Here is a 19,053-nt window from a genome sequence, read left to right as displayed (position 1 = left end):
TCTCGTACTCTGTGTACGCGCCGGTTTTTGTGCGCTGTTCGTGTTCAATCTGGCTGTGCCAGTAACGCGTTTGAGAAAGGTATGAAGGAACAGTCATGAGCTTACGTGAAAAAACCATCAGCGGCGCCAAGTGGTCGGCTATCGCCACGGTGATTATCATCGGCCTCGGGCTGGTGCAGATGACCGTGCTGGCGCGCATTATTGATAATCATCAGTTTGGTCTCTTGACCATCTCACTGGTGATTATCGCCCTGGCCGATACGCTGTCGGATTTTGGTATCGCCAATTCAATTATCCAGCGCAAAGAAATTAGCCACCTTGAACTGACCACGCTTTACTGGCTGAACGTTGGGCTGGGGATTGCGGTCTGCGTTACGGTGTTTCTGATGAGCGGGTTTATTGGCGACGTACTGAATAACCCCGATCTTGCCCCGCTGATCCGCACGCTTTCGTTTGCCTTTGTGGTGATCCCGCATGGGCAGCAGTTTCGTGCATTGATGCAAAAAGAGCTCGAGTTCAGCAAAATCGGCACGATCGAAACGACCTCGGTGCTTGCCGGCTTTACCTTCACCGTGGTGAGCGCGCATTACTGGCCGCTGGCGATGACCGCGATTCTCGGTTATCTGGTTAATACAGCCGTTCGAACCCTGCTATTCGGCTACTTTGGCCGCAAGATCTATCGCCCGGGATTACATTTCTCGCTGGCGTCAGTGTCATCTAACCTGCGTTTTGGTGCATGGCTGACCGCCGATAGCATCATCAATTACGTTAACACCAACCTCTCTACACTGTTTCTGGCGCGCATTCTCGGAGCCAGCGTGGCGGGGGGGTATAACCTCGCTTACAACGTGGCGGTCGTCCCTCCGATGAAGCTGAACCCCATTATCACCCGCGTGCTATTCCCGGCGTTTGCCAAAATTCAGGACGATACCGAGAAGCTGCGCGTTAATTTCTACAAGCTACTGTCGGTGGTGGGGATTATTAACTTCCCGGCGCTGCTTGGGCTGATGGTGGTTTCCAATAACTTCGTCCCGCTGGTGTTTGGCGAGAAGTGGAGCGGCATCGTGCCGATTCTGCAATTGCTCTGCGTTGTCGGTTTACTGCGTTCCGTCGGCAATCCGATTGGTTCGCTGCTGATGGCAAAAGCGCGCGTCGACATCAGCTTCAAATTTAATGTGTTCAAAACGTTCCTGTTTATTCCGGCCATTGTCGTCGGTGGTCATATGGCGGGCGCGATTGGCGTGACGCTTGGCTTCCTGCTGGTGCAAATCATCAATACCGTTCTGAGCTATTTCGTGATGATCAAACCCGTGCTTGGTTCCAGCTATCGTCAGTACATTCTGAGTTTATGGCTGCCGTTTTACCTGTCGTTGCCGACGCTGGCGGTGAGCTATGGCCTGGGCATTGTGCTCAATGGCCATCTGCCGCTTAGCGTGCTGCTGGCGACGCAAATTGCCGCCGGTGCGCTGGCCTTTGTAGTGATGATTGTGCTGTCCCGAAATGCGCTGGTGGTTGAAATGAAACGCCAGTTTTGCCGTAGCGAAAAGATGAAAACGCTGCTTCGCGCAGGCTAATTATTTCGCCCTCTCGAGTCGGAGAGGGCTGGGGTGAGAGCACCAGGCCTCATCCCATGAATCCAGAACCCCTTTAAGAGGTCATTATGAAATTACTGATTCTTGGCAATCATACTTGTGGCAACCGTGGCGATAGCGCCATTTTACGCGGGTTGCTGGATGCCATTAACACTCTTGAGCCAGAGACCGAAGTCGACGTGATGAGCCGCTATCCGGTGAGTTCATCGTGGTTACTCAATCGCCCGGTGATGGGCGATCCGCTCTACAGCCAGATGAAACAGCATAACAGCGCGGCAGGTGTGATGGGCCGTGTGAAAAAAGTGCTGCGTCGTCGTTATCAGCACCAGGTGTTGCTCTCACGCGTGACCGATACCGGCAAGCTGCGCAATATCGCTATCGCGCAGGGCTTTACCGATTTTGTCCGTTTGTTGTCGGGTTATGATGCGATTATTCAGGTCGGCGGGTCGTTCTTTGTCGACCTCTATGGTGTGCCGCAGTTTGAGCACGCGCTGTGTACCTTTATGGCGAAAAAGCCGCTGTATATGATTGGTCACAGCGTGGGGCCGTTCCAGAATCCGCAGTTCAACCAGCTGGCAAATTATGTGTTTGGCCATTGCGATGCACTGATTCTGCGCGAGTCCGTCAGTCTTGACCTCATGAAACGCAGCGATATCGACACCTCAAAGGTAGAGCACGGCGTGGATACAGCCTGGCTGGTGGATCACCAGGATCAGACTTTCGAGCCGAACTATGCGGTTCAGCACTGGCTGAATGTGGTCGGAAAGCAGAAAACCGTCGCCATTACGCTGCGTGAACTGGCACCGTTTGATAAACGTCTGGGCACGACGCAGGCCGCGTATGAGAAAGCCTTCGCTGAAGTGGTGAATCGCGTGCTTGACAGTGGCTATCAGGTGCTGGCGCTGTCGACCTGTACGGGCATCGACAGTTACAACAAAGATGACCGCATGGTGGCGTTGAATCTGCGCGATCTCGTTAACGATCCGTCGCGCTACCACGTTGTGATGGATGAACTTAACGATTTGGAAATGGGCAAACTCCTTTCTGCCTGCGACCTGACCGTCGGCACGCGTTTGCACTCCGCCATTATTTCGATGAATTTTGGCACGCCAGCCATTGCGATTAATTACGAACACAAATCGGCGGGCATCATGCAGCAGTTAGGGATGCCGGAGATGGCGGTGGATATTCGCCATCTGCTTGACGGCTCGCTAGGGGCGATGGTGGGCGATACGCTGGGGCAACTCCCTGCAATCAACGAACGTCTGGCGGTAGCCGTTAAAGCTGAACGTGAAAACGGAATCGGGATGGTGAAATCCGTGCTCGACCGCATCGGGGAGGGGAAATGAAGGTTGGTTTCTTTTTACTAAAATTTCCGCTGTCGTCTGAGACGTTTGTGCTGAACCAAATCACCGCGTTTATCGATATGGGATATGACGTGGAAATTGTCGCCCTGCAAAAGGGCGATACGCAAAACACGCATGCGGCCTGGACCCAATATGGTCTGGAGGCAAAAACACGTTGGTTGCAGGATGAACCCCAGGGGCGACTGGCGAAACTGCGCTACCGTGCGAGTCAGACGCTGCGCGGAGCCTTCCGTGCGTCGACCTGGAAAGCGCTGAATATTTCCCGTTACGGTTCCGAATCGCGCAATTTGATTCTGTCGTCGATTTGCGGTCAGACAGCCCAGCCGTATCACGCGGATGTCTTTATCGCCCATTTCGGTCCGGCGGGCGTTACCGCCGCGAAACTCCGTGAGCTTGGGGTGATTGACGGCAAAATTGCCACCATTTTTCACGGAATTGATATTTCCAGCCGGGAAGTGCTTAACCATTACACGCCTGAATATCAGCAGTTGTTCCGACGCGGCGATATGATGCTGCCGATCAGCGACCTGTGGGCCGGTCGGTTGAAAAAAATGGGCTGTCCCGACGAGAAAATTACCGTGTCACGAATGGGCGTAGATATGGAGCGCTTTACGCAGCGCGCGGTAAAGGTACCGGGCAAGCCACTGCAAATTATCTCCGTTGCGCGACTGACCGAGAAAAAAGGGCTGCACGTTGCCATTGAAGCCTGCCGTCAGCTTAAAGCCCGCGGCGTGGATTTCCATTATCGCATTCTCGGAATTGGCCCGTGGGAACGACGCTTGCGCACGCTTATCGAACAATATCAGCTTGAAGGCTATGTCGAGATGCCGGGTTTTAAGCCCAGCCACGAAGTGAAAGCCATGCTCGATGATGCCGACGTGTTTTTACTCCCGTCGGTGACCGGCGCGGATGGCGATATGGAAGGAATCCCCGTTGCGCTGATGGAGGCGATGGCGGTAGGTATTCCGGTGGTGTCGACTGTGCACAGCGGGATCCCGGAACTCATCGAACCGGGCCATTCCGGCTGGCTGGTTCCTGAAAATAACGCGCTCGCGCTCGCCGACAGGTTGGCCGCCTTTAGCCATATCGAGCAACAGGAACTGGTTCCTGTGTTACGCAATGCGCGACAGAAAGTCGAAGCCGAATTCAATCAGCAGGTAATCAATCGTCAGTTAGCGAGCCTGTTACACACGCTTTAACGCCGAGGAAATATGCTGAAAAAACTCACCCGACGCACTTTTGTTACGTCCTGCACACTGCTGGCCGCCACGCCGTTACTTAACTCTCGCGCGGCGCGCGCTGCTGGCAGCGGGGCGGTCAATATCAGCCAGTATAACCCCAAAGACTGGATTGCCTCTTTTAAGCAGGCTTTCACGGAGAGCGATACCGTTATCGTTCCTGCCGGATTGACCTGCGAAAATATTAACACCGGCATTTTTATTCCCGATGGTAAAACGCTGCTAATCCGCGGCGCGCTGACTGGCAATGGCCGCGGGCGTTTCGTCCTCCAGGAAGGCAGCAAAGTGGTCGGCGAGGGGAAAGGGCGCACTGAAAATATTACCCTGGACGTGCGTGGCTCTGACTGCGTTATCCAGGGGCTGGCGATGAGCGGCTTTGGGCCGGTTACGCAAATCTACATTGGCGGTAAAAAGCCCAGAGTGATGCGCAATCTGCTGATCGACAATATTACCGTTACGCAGGCGAACTATGCGATTTTGCGGCAGGGCTTTCACAATCAGGTGGACGGCGCGCGCATTACGAACAGTCGCTTCAGCCATCTGCAGGGCGATGCCATTGAGTGGAACGTGGCCATCAACGACCGCAACATTCTGATTTCTGACCATGTTATCGACAACATTAACTGTACAAATGGCAAGATTAACTGGGGTATCGGAATCGGGCTGGCGGGAAGCACCTACGACAATGACTATCCTGAGAAGCAAACCGTCAAAAACTTCGTCGTCGCGAATATTACGGGAAGCGACTGTCGCCAACTCGTTCACGTCGAAAACGGCAAACATTTTATTATCCGCAATGTAAAAGCGAAAAATATCACCCCTGACTTCAGTAAAAAGGCGGGTATCGATAACGCCACGGTGGCCATTTACGGGTGTGATAATTTCATTATTGATGATATCGATATGGTTAATAGTGCAGGGATGTTAATTGGTTACGGGGTGATTAAAGGCGACTATTTGTCGATACCCCAGAACTTTAAACTCAATGACATTCGGCTCGATAACAGTCAGCTTGATTATAAACTGCGCGGCATTCAGATCTCATCCGGCAATGCGACGTCGTTTGTTGCCATCACCAACCTTGAAATGAAACGCGCAACGCTTGAACTGCATAACAAGCCCCAGCATCTCTTTTTGAGAAATATCAATGTTATGCAAGAAGCCGCCATCGGCCCTGCGCTGAAGATGAACTTTGATCTGCGCAAAGATGTGCGTGGCAAATTTATGGCCAAGGACGAAACCCTGCTGTCGCTGGCAAACATCAAAGCCGTGAATGAGAAGGGGCAGAGTTCGGTGGATATCGATAGGGTGGATCAGAAGGTGGTGAATGTTGAAAAACTGAACTTCTCACTCCCGGCCAAAGTGAGATGATCCTAACGCTGTTCCAGGAATGGACAAGGCAAACTGCGCCCCTTAAATTTTGTTACTGAATACACGGAAGTTAGGGTCTATAATCCCGGCCAATATTTCGCATCGCAATTTCGTCTATGCGCGGCACCTCATGGAAGATTCCTAACGATGACCAGAGGATGCCCTCAACTTAACTCAGAGTGGTTTATGAAGGATAAAGTTTTATTTATTGGCGCATCTGGATTTGTTGGCACCCGACTGATTGAGATTACGCAGAGTGACTTAGAAGTCACAAACTTAGATAAGCAGCAAAGCTATTTTTATCCAGATATCACAGTGTTAGGTGATGTTAGACATCAAGACCAACTTGACCAGGCTTTGGCTGGATTCAATACGGTTGTGCTACTTGCGGCTGAACATCGTGATGATGTTAGCCCAACCTCGCTCTATTATGACGTGAATGTTCAGGGTACGCGCAATGTCCTCGCCGCTATGGAAAAAAATGGCGTAAAGAACATTATTTTTACGAGTTCGGTAGCTGTCTATGGTCTGAACAAAGTCAATCCAGACGAAACGCATCCGCACGATCCCTTCAACCATTACGGTAAGAGTAAATGGCAAGCGGAAGAAGTTTTGCGCGAATGGTTCAATAAAGCGCCGACGGAACACTCCCTGACCATTATTCGTCCGACGGTCATTTTTGGCGAACGTAACCGTGGCAATGTTTACAATTTGCTTAAGCAGATTGCAGGTGGGAAATTTGCGATGGTGGGGGCAGGTACTAATTTTAAATCAATGGCTTATGTCGGGAATATCGTCGATTTCATCAAGTTTAGGTTAATAAATGTTAAGCCTGGCTATGATGTTTACAATTACGTTGACAAGCCTGATCTGAACATGAACCAACTTGTCACCGAAGTAGAGAAAAGCCTCAATAAAAAAATCCCTTCTGTCCATCTTCCTTATGCACTTGGCATGTTGGGTGGGTATTGTTTTGATATCCTGAGCAAAGTCACTGGCAAAAAATACGCAATCAGCGCTGTTCGCGTGAAAAAATTCTGTGCGACGACTCAGTTTGATGCCAGCAAAGTTCATGCTTCAGGTTTCAAAGCTCCCTATTCACTTTCACAAGGCCTCGATCGCACCCTAAAGCATGAGTTTGTCAATGAGCAGAAAGACGATGTGACTTTTGTGTCTGAGTAGGCATTAGCAGAGTGCGATTTCTCGGAAAAAGGTCAGGAAACGCAGTCACTGGGTATGATTCCGATTATTCTGGATCTAATCTCACGTTTAATAAGGCTAAGTAGCTCTTACTCAGTTAAGAATGTGATTCGCATGCGACATTTATCAGACCTCATTAACTAGGCTGTTTTCCTGTTTGAGTCTATAATTCGTCAACCATTTTAAGGTGGAAGTAATAATGATTAATTTGAAAGCAGTCATTCCGGTAGCGGGCTTAGGCATGCACATGCTGCCAGCCACAAAAGCGATTCCAAAAGAGATGCTACCGATCGTCGACAAGCCGATGATTCAGTACATCGTTGATGAGATTGTTGCTGCAGGGATCAAAGAAATCGTTCTGGTCACCCATTCCTCCAAGAATGCGGTCGAAAACCACTTTGATACGTCTTACGAACTTGAAGCGCTGCTAGAGCTGCGCGTTAAGCGTCAGCTTCTGGCCGAAGTGCAGTCAATCTGCCCACCAGGTGTGACCATCATGAACGTTCGCCAGGCACAGCCGCTGGGTCTTGGACACTCTATTCTTTGTGCCCGTCCTGTTGTCGGGGATAACCCGTTCATCGTCGTGCTGCCAGATATCATTCTGGACAATGCTTCTGCTGATCCACTGCGTTATAACCTGGCCGCGATGGTGGCCCGTTTTAACGAGACGGGCCGTAGTCAGGTGCTGGCAAAACGCATGAAAGGTGACCTTTCTGAGTACTCTGTCATCCAGACGAAAGAACCGCTGGATTCAGAAGGGCAGGTCAGCCGTATCGTTGAGTTTATCGAAAAGCCCGATCAACCGCAGACGCTGGATTCCGACCTGATGGCCGTTGGCCGTTATGTTCTTAACGCTGATATCTGGGCTGAGCTGGAAAACACTGAACCTGGTGCCTGGGGACGCGTACAATTAACCGACGCTATCGCCCAACTATCGAAAAAACAGTCAGTTGATGCCATGCTGATGACGGGCGACAGCTACGATTGTGGTAAGAAAATGGGTTACATGCAAGCATTTGTGAACTACGGCCTGCGCAATCTGAAGGAAGGACAGAAGTTCCGTAACAGCATCCAGAAACTACTTACTAATGATTGATCAATTATTCTGTTTGTAATCTGTTCTAAAGTAGCGGCAACCGGTCATTGTGAGTAGATTTTTCTCACGAAAGGCAGTTGCCGCTATTTTTTTACTTCCATTAAAACAGCAACTTATACGATCCAATTTTATACACTCGGCGAAAAGTTTATACTTGTTTCTACAGTCGATTAGGACGACAATTAACACCTTTTCCGGTAGTCCTACGACATGCATTGCTCTGAAACAAACCTGGGAATACACAATTTATAATACCTCAGTGCACTGGTAGCTGTTAAGCCAGGGGCGGTAGCGTTCATTTTTTTGTTGCAGTCTCAACAAGGCTGAAAATCAGAGTCTCATTATTTCGATATATCCATTAAACGGAACAGCAAACGTGAAAATTCTTGTTACTGGTGGTGCCGGTTTTATCGGTTCCGCAGTTGTGCGACATATCATTAAAAATACCCAGGACGATGTAGTCAATGTGGATAAATTGACGTATGCCGGTAACCTGGAGTCACTTGCAGAAGTTAGTGATAGTGAACGCTATGCGTTTGAACTAGCCGATATTTGTGATAAGAACGCAATGGAGCGTGTTTTTGCCATCCATAAACCTGATGCCGTGATGCATCTTGCAGCAGAAAGCCACGTAGATCGTTCCATTACCGGACCCGCAGCATTCATTGAAACGAATATTGTGGGCACTTACGTTTTGCTGGAAGCGGCTCGCGCATATTGGTCAGGTCTTACTAACGATGCGAAAAAATCATTCCGTTTCCATCATATTTCCACGGATGAGGTGTATGGTGATTTGCCGCATCCTGATGAGCATCAGCCATCATCTGAGCTGCCTCTTTTCACCGAAAAGACGGCTTATGCACCTAGCAGCCCATATTCTGCATCGAAAGCATCAAGCGATCATCTGGTACGTGCCTGGATGCGTACTTACGGGTTCCCGACAATTGTCACTAACTGCTCGAACAACTACGGCCCTTACCATTTCCCGGAAAAACTGATCCCGCTGGTTATTCTTAATGCACTGGATGGTAAAGCTTTGCCAATTTATGGCAAAGGTGATCAGATTCGTGACTGGCTGTATGTCGAAGATCACGCACGTGCGCTTTACTCTGTTGTGACAGAAGGTCAACCGGGTGAGACCTATAACATTGGTGGCCATAATGAGAAGCAGAACCTGGATGTTGTGCACGCCATCTGCGATCTTCTCGATGAGATCGTACCTAAAGAAGGCTCATACCGTGATCAAATCACTTATGTCGCGGATCGTCCCGGCCACGATCGACGCTATGCCATTGACGCTCACAAAATTGGCAAAGAATTAGGCTGGAAACCAGAAGAAACCTTTGAAAGCGGTATTCGTAAAACGGTTGAATGGTATCTCAGCAATCAAGACTGGGTAAACAATGTTAAAAGCGGTGCCTACAAAAGTTGGATCGAGAAGAACTACGGGGAACGTAAGTAATGAATATTCTACTTTTCGGTAAGACTGGGCAGGTGGGGTGGGAGTTGCAGCGTGCGCTGGCACCACTCGGTAATCTCATTGCGCTTGATATTCATTCAAAAGATTACTGCGGTGATTTTAGTAATCCGGAAGGAATCACCCAGACAATTCGCGCAATCAAACCTGATGTTATCGTCAATGCGGCCGCGCATACTGCCGTAGATAAAGCCGAATCTGAACCTGAGTTTGCTCAACTTTTGAATGCAACGAGTGTAGAAGTGCTGGCAAAAGAGGCTGCCGCGATCGGAGCCTGGGTAGTGCACTATTCAACCGACTATGTTTTCCCTGGCAATGGTGAAACGCCATGGCAGGAAACGGATGAAACCGGCCCTTTAAACGTTTACGGACGTACAAAATTAGAGGGTGAGAAAGCCCTACAGATATATTGTGCGAAGCATCTGATTTTCCGTACAAGTTGGGTATATGCCGGTAAAGGTAATAACTTCGCGAAGACTATGCTACGTCTTGCAAAAGAGCGCAGCGAGCTGTCAGTCATCAGCGATCAGTTCGGTGCCCCGACAGGGGCGGAGCTACTGGCGGATTGTACTGCGCACGCTATTCGTACAGCATTGGTAAATCCAGAGGTTGCTGGGCTGTACCATCTTGTTGCATCCAATACGACAACGTGGCATGACTTTGCGGCTTTAGTCTTTGAAGAAGCTCGTGCAGCGGGAATCGAGCTGACCATTGAGAAGTTGCATGCGGTCCCGACTTCAGCTTATGTGACCCCGGCCCAACGGCCGCATAACTCCCGCTTGAACACGGGGAAATTTCAACGCAACTTTGGCTTGGTGTTGCCCTCCTGGGAAGTTGGCGTGAAACGAATGCTTGCAGAGCTTTTTGCTGCTCAAAACTTCTAATAATGAATGACTTAATATGGTCATTCTGTATTGAAAGAGAAAAATGATGACAACGCGTAAAGGTATTATTCTTGCTGGTGGTTCAGGCACTCGTCTATATCCGGTAACCATGGCTGTGAGTAAACAGTTATTACCGATTTATGATAAGCCAATGATTTATTACCCATTGTCCACGCTAATGTTGGCAGGTATCAAAGACATCCTTATTATCAGTACGCCTCAAGATACACCGCGATTTGAACAATTGCTTGGCGACGGAAGTCAGTGGGGCTTAAACCTACAATATAAAGTCCAGTCTAGCCCCGATGGACTGGCCCAAGCTTTTATTATAGGTGAGGAATTCATTGGTGAAGATAATTGTGCGCTTGTACTGGGCGACAATATTTTCTATGGTCATGATTTACCAAAACAGCTTGAGGCTGCGCTGAATAAAGACGCAGGGGCAACCGTATTTGCTTACCACGTTAATGACCCTGAACGTTATGGTGTTGTAGAATTTGATAAGAATGGCACAGCAGTTAGTCTTGAAGAAAAGCCAATTGAACCAAAAAGTAATTACGCAGTGACAGGGCTTTATTTCTACGATAACGATGTAGTCGATATGGCAAAACAACTGAAACCCTCTGCCCGTGGAGAGTTAGAAATTACTGATATCAACCGCATCTACATGGAACAGGGGCGAATGTCAGTCGCTATGATGGGACGCGGTTACGCCTGGCTTGATACTGGCACGCATCAAAGCATGATCGAAGCAAGTAATTTTATTGCAACCATTGAAGAGCGTCAGGGATTAAAAGTATCTTGCCCTGAGGAAATTGCTTATCGCAAAGGATTTATAGATGCGGAGCAAGTGAAGAAATTAGCCGAACCCCTGAAAAAAAATGCTTATGGGCAATATCTTCTAAAGATGATCAAAGGTTATTGAGTAATGAAAGTAATTAAAACTGATATTCCTGATGTGCTCATTTTTGAACCCAAGGTATTTGGAGATGAACGCGGATTTTTCTTTGAGAGTTTCAATCATCAAGCTTTCGAGGCGGCAGTACAGCGTAAGATTGAATTCGTTCAGGACAATCATTCAAAATCTACTCAAGGTGTTCTTCGAGGATTACATTATCAATTGTCTCCCTATGAGCAAGGAAAGTTAGTACGCTGCGTCGTTGGTGAAGTATTTGATGTTGCAGTTGATATTCGTAAATCTTCACCAACATACGGAAAGTGGGTTGGTGCCTACCTCTCAGCTGAGAACAAACGCCAACTGTGGATACCTGAAGGCTTTGCCCATGGTTTTCTGGTAACAAGTGAAGTGGCTGAGTTCGTCTATAAAACAACAAATTACTATCATCCCGAAAGCGATCGTGGACTTAAGTGGAATGACGCTACACTGAACATTGAATGGCCTCTGGATATGGAGCCACGACTTTCTCCAAAAGATGCGGAACAGCCAAGTTTTATAACTTACTAGTCCTTTATAAATGAAACCCACAAGATTTTCTTGTGGGCTATAATTCCTTGATGAATTAATATGTTTAAATCCTTTAATGATGTACCCATCAAATCTATAGTGCATCTTTTTATGGTAAGAGGAAGTCTGTATCTCTTTCCCTTCATTACACTTCCAATCATAACGCGAAGTCTTGGTGTTACTCAGTTCGGTATCCTCTCGCTATTTTTAGCTGGCCAACAATATCTTATTATGTTGATTGAGTATGGCTTCACATTAACGGGAGCTCGAGATATTTCTCGTGCAACAGAAAAAAAAGAAGAAACCCAAATACTGGGTGAGATTTTGGTTTGTAGGAGTTTTATATTTTTAGCGAGTTGCGTATTTATTGCATGTTCCTATTATTTTTTACCAGACTATGGCTATGCTGGGTGCTATCTCATCTTATTGATCGCTATACTGAGTTCTGTGTTTAATCAGACGCATTTTTTCATTGGTAAGGAAAGAACTGGTTTTATCGTTATTTCAACAGCCATAACAAGAATCATATCAATCTTAATCGTTGTATTGTTCGTGAGAACGAAGAGCGATATTTACATTGCAATGATGGCTTATTCATTAAATGTAGCTTTACCTAATATTCTCTCATCAGTATATTTGCGCATAGTTCTTCGTTATAAGTTTATCAGTCCAATGTCGCGAACTCATGTTTTTGAACGTTTTAAAAGCGGTTTTGATATTTTTATATCAAATGTATTTACAAATATTTATAGCACACTAACTCTGATATATCTCGGATCAGCACGAGGACCAACAGAAACGGGTTATTTTTCAAGTGCGGATAAATTGAAATCAGCTGCTCAGGGTTTTCTTTCTCCAGTTGCTCAGGCCTTTTTCCCAAGAGTATCTAAAAAAAGTGGTGCAGAATTTTATAAACTTTGGCTTAAATCAACATTCATCATCGTATCTATCGCTATTTGTATTGTTGTTGGCTTGTTAGGGTTTAGTGAAATCATATACGATATATTCTTAGGTAAGCAATATATTTCAGGTTTGCCTATTTATTATATATTATCGATAAGTATTATCTCAATATCCTTTGGGATTACATATGCTCAAAATCTTTATTTGACTCAAGGTAAAACACGACTTCTTCGGATGATTTATTTTGTTGTCTCAATAATACATTTGATTCATATGCCATTGCTCGTTCATTATTATGGTGCGATAGGTGCTGCATTATCAGTATTAATTACAGAATCATTTGCATCATTGCTTATGTTTATATTTAGAAAAAAATGCTATACATGGAGCCACAGTTGAATATTTATGCAATAATTATAACATTTAATCCTTCCTTGGACTCTTTTAGTAAAAATTTAATTTCAATTCAAGAGCAGGTACAAAAAGTCATTGTTGTCGATAATAGTAATGATGAAACCATCCAGAATGAGTTGAAAGAGTATTTGAGCACTGTTGAAAAAGTTGATTTTATTCAACCTAAAGAAAATTTGGGAATCGCCTACGCTCAGAACATAGGATTTGTACATGCATTAAAGACAAGTGCAAACTATGTTATTACGTTTGACCAAGATTCGTCTGTAGAATCTGGATTAGTTAAGGCGTTATACGAAGAGTATAATTCCATCCAGAAAAATACATCCGTGAAGATAGCATGTATTGGCCCTTCGGTTATTAATGAAAGGAATAATATACGTTACGAAAAATACTTTAAAAACAGTACGAAAATAAATGAAACAACTTTTAGTGTTAAATCCATAATATCCTCTGGTTCTCTTTATAACATCGATGTTTTCTCTGCTATCGGTTTTAATAAAGCAGAATGGTTCATTGATTCAATAGACATTGAATGGTGTCATCGTGCACGATATCTCGGCTATCAAGTCTTAATGACAACACGCGTTGCAATGAAGCATAATTTAGGAGCCAAAGATGTGAGTTTACTTGCAGGGAAGTCTATCAATGTAGGTTCTCCATTCAGGCTTTATTTTGTATATCGTAATTGGATTTTTTCTCTTCGTGAGCCACACTTTGAATTAAGGTATAAATTAAAGCTCCTGGTAATGATGCCAATCAAGTTTTTAATTTTTTCAAGCATAACCCCCAGGAAGTCTAGAGTAATACACATGCTAAAAGGTATCAAAGATGGTATTTTGAAAAGACACTCATTCCTAAAATAAAATATTATTGCAATGACAGTTATATGTTTGTAATAAATAGCTGTCTTTCTGCATTTTTTAGGAGACAAAATTTTGGCCGCAAGATATTTTAAGTTCTATCTTATTTTTATATTTCTAACAGCAGCCTCGATTTTCATTGGTATGCGAATGTTAGGTCAAGACAGTGACTTTTTGTCATATTCAAATTTTTATGACAGCTTAAGTAGTGGGTTTTCATATTCGGATACTCGTTATGAGTTAGGCTTTGTTGGTGTGTCGTATATATTTAATAATATATTCCACGCAAACATATATGTAATGTTGTTCTTTTTGGCATTTATCTCACTTTTAATAAAAGAGTATTTATTTGTTAAAGCGAGATATGCCATACTTATGACAGTAATTTACATCCTGAGTATGGGATTACTTCATGAGATGACTCAAATAAGGGTTGCGTTAGCTGTCAGTGTAGTATTGTTGAGTTTATATTTTAAATCGAATAACAAATTTTATGTTTCATTACTATTATTCGCCATCTCTGTAATGTTTCATTATTCAATGCTTTTTTTTCTTATCGCTTTTTTCATACCCAATGACTGGCTTACAAAAAATAAGATAAATATACCTGTCATCTTTTTGTACGCATTTGCAACCGGATTGATTCTTTTCTTTACGAAGGATTTACTCCTAAAACATATTACTATGTTACAGGTTTATGCGAGTCGAGCAGATGAAGAAACCTTTAATTTCTTATCTGTTAGATTTATAGGTCTCTCGTTGCCATTATTAATCGGCATGTTTGCATTCGATGAGTTAAACGCCTTTCAAAAAAGGTGCTTCATTATTTCCTTTGCAGCATTTATGGTTTCAGTTCCAGCTTCATTTATCCCAACTTTAGCGAGTCGGTTATTTGAATTAGGATGGGTTTGTTTCTATTTTTGGGTGTCAGGTATAAATTCTGTTTATAAAAGACACGGATCCATTTTATTATTGGTTGCAGTTAGCTTATATTTCGCAATTAGGAATATCTATTTGGTGCCAATATTTATTACGCAATAATAAAAACGTAATTACAGAAGTGATGAGGAAGTAATGAAGGTATTGTTTGTTATAACTAAAGCAGATGAAATTGGTGGCGCACAGATTCACATCCGTGATTTATCTACTCGTTTAATTAAAGATGAGTGTGAAGTCGAAGTAATTGTTGGTGAAGACGGTGCCTTGGTTTCTGAATTAGCTAACAGGAATATTCCCGTCCATATTGTGCCAACATTAGTGCGGAACATAGATCCAATTAAAGACTTTAAAGCTATATTGTCGATTCGAGCTTTAATTAAAGAATTGAAACCGGATTTGATATCGCTGCACTCATCAAAAGCAGGTATTGTAGGACGTCTCGCTGCAGCGTTGACGAAAGTACCTGTAATATTTACGGCTCATGGTTGGGCTTTTGCGAACGGTGTTGGTAAAAAGCAGCAGCAATTATACATATTCATCGAGAAAATGATGGCGCCGTTGGCAAAAAAGATAATTACTGTTTCGAAACAAGATAAAGAATTGGCGCTTAAATATAATGTTGCTTCACATGAGAAACAGGTCGTTATTCACAATGGTATGCCAGAATTAGATTCAAACACGAAAGAGAAAGGCTTAACTCTCAATAAAAATAAAACAATCAATATGATTTCAGTTGCGCGTTTTTCGGAGCAAAAAGATCATAAAACTCTGTTTCTCGCTTTATCTGAATTAACCGATCTTGATTGGCGGCTACAGCTCGTTGGTAAAGGACCATTGTTGGAACAGTACCAACAACTGGCAGCCGAACTTGGTATAGCCAAAAGAATAGAATTTATGGGTGAGCGTCATGATGTGGCGCAGCTGTTAAGTAATAGCGATATTTTTCTTCTCATATCAAACTGGGAAGGTTTCCCGAGAAGTATTCTCGAAGCAATGCGTGCTGGCATTTCTGTTATTGCCTCTGATGTTGGTGGTTCTTCTGAATCAATAATTGATAATGAAACTGGTTTCCTTATCAAGCGCGGTGATGTACGGATGCTAAAAGATAAAATACGATATTTGATAGAAAATCCTAACCTCCGGGAACAGTTAGGTGCAGCAGGCTATGCGCGTTATAAAGCAAATTTTACATTCGAAGCGATGTATACCAAAACAAAAGCGCTCTATGCCTCTCTTCTGATTCCCCACTGACTCGGTCCTCTATAAAAGTACATTCTGATAATGATCCAAGCATCTTCAGCTACCCACGCTGTATGAACCTGAGTTAACATCAAAGATACATTCAAGCCGCGCATAAGTCGCGGTGACCACACCTGACAGGAGTATGTAATGTCCAAGCAACAGATCGGCGTTGTCGGTATGGCAGTGATGGGGCGCAACCTGGCGCTGAACATCGAAAGCCGCGGTTATACCGTCTCCGTTTTCAACCGCTCCCGCGATAAAACCGAAGAAGTCATTGCCGAAAATCCTGGCAAGAAACTTGTTCCTTTTTACACGGTGCAGGAATTTGTTGAATCCCTGGAAACGCCTCGTCGTATCCTGTTAATGGTGAAGGCGGGCGCGGGCACAGATGCTGCAATCGATTCCCTGAAGCCGTACCTGGATAAAGGCGACATCATCATTGATGGCGGCAATACCTTCTTCCACGACACTATTCGTCGTAATCGCGAACTTTCTGCTGAAGGCTTTAACTTCATCGGTACCGGTGTGTCCGGTGGAGAAGAGGGCGCTCTGAAGGGCCCATCCATCATGCCTGGCGGTCAGAAAGAGGCATATGAATTAGTTGCGCCAATCCTGACGAAAATCGCTGCTGTCGCGGAAGATGGCGAACCGTGCGTGACCTACATTGGTCCAGACGGTGCGGGTCATTACGTTAAAATGGTCCATAACGGTATTGAATACGGCGACATGCAGCTGATTGCAGAAGCCTATGCTCTGTTAAAAGGCGGCCTGAATCTGTCTAACGAAGAGTTGGCACAGACCTTCACTGAGTGGAACAATGGCGAGCTAAGTAGCTACCTGATCGATATCACCAAAGACATCTTCACTAAGAAAGACGAAGACGGTATCTATCTGGTTGATGTGATCCTGGATGAAGCAGCGAACAAAGGCACCGGTAAATGGACCAGTCAGAGCTCTCTGGATCTCGGTGAGCCGCTGTCTCTGATTACTGAATCTGTGTTTGCACGTTACATCTCTTCTCTTAAAGAGCAGCGTGTTGCGGCATCTAAAGTTCTGTCTGGCCCGCAGGCTAAGCCTGCTGGTGATAAAGCGGAATTTATCGAGAAAGTCCGTCGCGCATTGTATCTGGGCAAATTGGTTTCTTACGCTCAGGGCTTCTCTCAGCTGCGCGCAGCCTCTGACGAGAATAGCTGGGATCTGAACTACGGTGAGATCGCGAAGATTTTCCGTGCGGGCTGTATCATTCGCGCTCAGTTCCTGCAGAAAATCACCGATGCTTATGCTGAAAATGCGGGCATCGCCAACTTGTTGTTGGCTCCGTACTTCAAAAAGATTGCGGATGACTATCAGCAAGCGCTGCGTGATGTGGTTGCTTACGCGATTCAGAACGGCATTCCTGTTCCGACATTCTCTGCCGCTGTAGCATACTATGATAGCTACCGTTCAGCCGTGCTGCCAGCCAACCTGATTCAGGCGCAGCGTGACTATTTCGGTGCACACACGTATAAACGCACTGATAAAGAAGGTGTGTTCCACACCGAATGGCTGGATTAATCTGATTTAATTGAGTCTCTAAGAATAGCCCGGAGATAATTTCCGGGCTTTTTTATAGCTCTAATGCCCTTATTTCCTTGCGTTATCCCCTTCCACACTGTTATTGCAAAATAATATGCTGTTTTTTCACACATTAATTCCAAGGGCTTTGCCTTGACAGCGGATAAACATAAGAGGTAAAAACCTCAACAGTTGTTTATTGTGGCGGTGCTGTTAATGCCTCCTGAAACTCATACTTGAAGAAGTTGAAAGAATGAAAATTACAATCTCCGGTACAGGCTACGTCGGTCTTTCAAACGGTATTTTGATTGCTCAGAACCATGAAGTGGTCGCATTGGATATCGTGCAGGCAAAAGTGGATATGCTTAATCAAAAGATCTCCCCGATTGTCGATAAAGAGATCGAGGATTATCTGGCGAACAAGCCGCTGAATTTCCGCGCTACGACCGATAAAGAAGACGCATACCGCGGCGCAGATTATGTGATTATCGCTACGCCAACTGATTACGATGCAAAGACAAACTATTTCAACACATCCAGTGTTGAAGCCGTTATCAAAGATGTGACTGCGATTAATCCGAATGCTGTGATGATCATCAAATCGACTATTCCGGTTGGCTTTACCCAGTCCATTAAAGAAAAGTTGGGCATCGATAACGTCATCTTCTCACCCGAGTTTCTGCGTGAGGGCAAAGCGTTGTATGACAATCTACATCCATCGCGCATTGTCATTGGTGAACGTTCTGACCGCGCTGAGCGTTTTGCTGCACTGTTGCAGGAAGGGGCCATTAAGAAAAATATTGATGTACTCTTCACCGATCCGACAGAAGCCGAGGCGATCAAGCTGTTCGCTAATACCTATCTGGCGATGCGTGTAGCGTACTTTAACGAACTGGACAGCTATGCGGAAAGTCTGGGGTTAAATACCCGACAGATTATCGAAGGTGTCTGCCTTGATCCGCGTATCGGCAATCACTACAACAATCCTTCCTTCGGTTATGGTGGTTACTGCCTGCCAAAAGATACTAAACAGTTGCTGGCGAACTATCAGGCGGTACCAAACAATCTGATTTCAGCGATTGTTGATGCTAACCGTACGCGTAAAGATTTTATCTCTGACTCTATTCTGGCGCGTCAGCCAAAAGTGGTGGGCGTTTATCGCCTGATTATGAAGAGCGGTTCGGATAACTTCCGTGCCTCTTCTATTCAAGGAATAATGAAGCGTATTAAGGCGAAAGGCGTTCAGGTCATTATTTATGAACCTGCAATGAAAGAAGATGAATTCTTCCATTCGCGAGTCGTTCGCGATCTGGATGCCTTCAAAAAAGAAGCCGATGTGATTATTTCAAACCGTATGGCGGAAGAGTTAGCTGACGTCGCGGATAAAGTCTATACACGCGATCTTTTCGGAAGCGATTAGGTCGTTTTATTTAGCGTATAAAAAAGCCCGG

General features: G+C 45.3%; 16 protein-coding genes. All 16 read left to right on the top strand.

All coding sequences use genetic code 11. The features are described from left to right. Positions 1 to 95 precede the first annotated feature (95 nt). The 16 genes from wzxC to ugd all read left to right on the top strand — a co-directional run bounded on the left by wzxC (position 96) and on the right by ugd (position 19,022). The gene (wzxC, locus tag ACKI5T_RS04640) at positions 96 to 1,574 is read left to right on the top strand and encodes a colanic acid undecaprenyl disphosphate flippase WzxC (RefSeq protein WP_407435889.1); all 1,479 of its coding nucleotides are present in this window, start codon (positions 96 to 98) and stop codon (positions 1,572 to 1,574) included. A gap of 86 nt (positions 1,575 to 1,660) precedes the next feature. Further along, positions 1,661 to 2,941 carry a colanic acid biosynthesis pyruvyl transferase WcaK gene (gene wcaK / locus ACKI5T_RS04635; RefSeq protein WP_407435887.1) on the top strand — a complete coding sequence of 427 codons (1,281 nt, stop codon included), beginning with the start codon at positions 1,661 to 1,663 and terminating at the stop codon, positions 2,939 to 2,941. After that, positions 2,938 to 4,158: a colanic acid biosynthesis glycosyltransferase WcaL gene (wcaL, locus tag ACKI5T_RS04630; protein WP_407435885.1), complete on the top strand. Its 1,221-nt coding sequence runs from the start codon at positions 2,938 to 2,940 to the stop codon at positions 4,156 to 4,158. Before wcaK ends, wcaL begins: the two co-directional genes overlap by 4 nt. 12 nt (positions 4,159 to 4,170) lie before the next feature. Then, positions 4,171 to 5,568 carry a colanic acid biosynthesis protein WcaM gene (wcaM, locus tag ACKI5T_RS04625; RefSeq protein ID WP_407435883.1) on the top strand — a complete coding sequence of 466 codons (1,398 nt, stop codon included), beginning with the start codon at positions 4,171 to 4,173 and terminating at the stop codon, positions 5,566 to 5,568. A 186-nt stretch (positions 5,569 to 5,754) separates the two neighbouring features. Further along, positions 5,755 to 6,750, top strand: a complete 996-nt coding sequence (locus tag ACKI5T_RS04620; protein ID WP_407435881.1) for an NAD-dependent epimerase/dehydratase family protein — start codon at positions 5,755 to 5,757, stop codon at positions 6,748 to 6,750. Between the two features lie 217 nt (positions 6,751 to 6,967). After that, positions 6,968 to 7,864: a GalU regulator GalF gene (gene galF / locus ACKI5T_RS04615; RefSeq protein ID WP_331389843.1), complete on the top strand. Its 897-nt coding sequence runs from the start codon at positions 6,968 to 6,970 to the stop codon at positions 7,862 to 7,864. A gap of 376 nt (positions 7,865 to 8,240) precedes the next feature. Then, the gene (gene rfbB, locus ACKI5T_RS04610) at positions 8,241 to 9,326 is read left to right on the top strand and encodes a dTDP-glucose 4,6-dehydratase (protein WP_407435878.1); all 1,086 of its coding nucleotides are present in this window, start codon (positions 8,241 to 8,243) and stop codon (positions 9,324 to 9,326) included. Beyond that, the gene (gene rfbD / locus ACKI5T_RS04605) at positions 9,326 to 10,225 is read left to right on the top strand and encodes a dTDP-4-dehydrorhamnose reductase (RefSeq protein ID WP_407435876.1); all 900 of its coding nucleotides are present in this window, start codon (positions 9,326 to 9,328) and stop codon (positions 10,223 to 10,225) included. Before rfbB ends, rfbD begins: the two co-directional genes overlap by 1 nt. A gap of 46 nt (positions 10,226 to 10,271) precedes the next feature. After that, positions 10,272 to 11,150, top strand: coding sequence for a glucose-1-phosphate thymidylyltransferase RfbA (rfbA, locus tag ACKI5T_RS04600; RefSeq protein WP_407435987.1), 879 nt, complete (start codon positions 10,272 to 10,274; stop codon positions 11,148 to 11,150). Positions 11,151 to 11,153: 3 nt separating this feature from the next. Beyond that, positions 11,154 to 11,690, top strand: a complete 537-nt coding sequence (gene rfbC / locus ACKI5T_RS04595) for a dTDP-4-dehydrorhamnose 3,5-epimerase (RefSeq protein ID WP_407435874.1) — start codon at positions 11,154 to 11,156, stop codon at positions 11,688 to 11,690. Positions 11,691 to 11,750: 60 nt separating this feature from the next. Then, complete coding sequence (locus ACKI5T_RS04590; protein WP_407435872.1) at positions 11,751 to 12,992, top strand: oligosaccharide flippase family protein; 1,242 nt, start codon at positions 11,751 to 11,753, stop codon at positions 12,990 to 12,992. Further along, positions 12,989 to 13,870 (top strand): glycosyltransferase family 2 protein, encoded by an 882-nt coding sequence (locus tag ACKI5T_RS04585; RefSeq protein ID WP_407435871.1) that lies wholly within the window; start codon positions 12,989 to 12,991, stop codon positions 13,868 to 13,870. The genes ACKI5T_RS04590 and ACKI5T_RS04585 overlap by 4 nt, the downstream gene beginning before the upstream one ends. A gap of 72 nt (positions 13,871 to 13,942) precedes the next feature. Then, a complete protein-coding gene (locus ACKI5T_RS04580; RefSeq protein ID WP_407435869.1) occupies positions 13,943 to 14,908 on the top strand; it encodes an EpsG family protein in 966 nt (321 codons plus the stop codon). A 33-nt stretch (positions 14,909 to 14,941) separates the two neighbouring features. Continuing rightward, a complete protein-coding gene (locus tag ACKI5T_RS04575; protein WP_407435867.1) occupies positions 14,942 to 16,057 on the top strand; it encodes a glycosyltransferase family 4 protein in 1,116 nt (371 codons plus the stop codon). Positions 16,058 to 16,195: 138 nt separating this feature from the next. Further along, positions 16,196 to 17,602, top strand: a complete 1,407-nt coding sequence (gene gndA / locus ACKI5T_RS04570) for an NADP-dependent phosphogluconate dehydrogenase (RefSeq protein ID WP_407435865.1) — start codon at positions 16,196 to 16,198, stop codon at positions 17,600 to 17,602. A 253-nt stretch (positions 17,603 to 17,855) separates the two neighbouring features. Next, positions 17,856 to 19,022 (top strand): UDP-glucose 6-dehydrogenase, encoded by a 1,167-nt coding sequence (gene ugd, locus ACKI5T_RS04565; RefSeq protein WP_407435863.1) that lies wholly within the window; start codon positions 17,856 to 17,858, stop codon positions 19,020 to 19,022. Positions 19,023 to 19,053 lie beyond the last annotated feature (31 nt).

Origin of the sequence: Lelliottia sp. (assembly GCF_045627565.1) — a bacterium.
GTDB lineage: Bacteria > Pseudomonadota > Gammaproteobacteria > Enterobacterales > Enterobacteriaceae > Enterobacter.
This window is presented reverse-complemented; position numbering and strand designations above follow the sequence as displayed.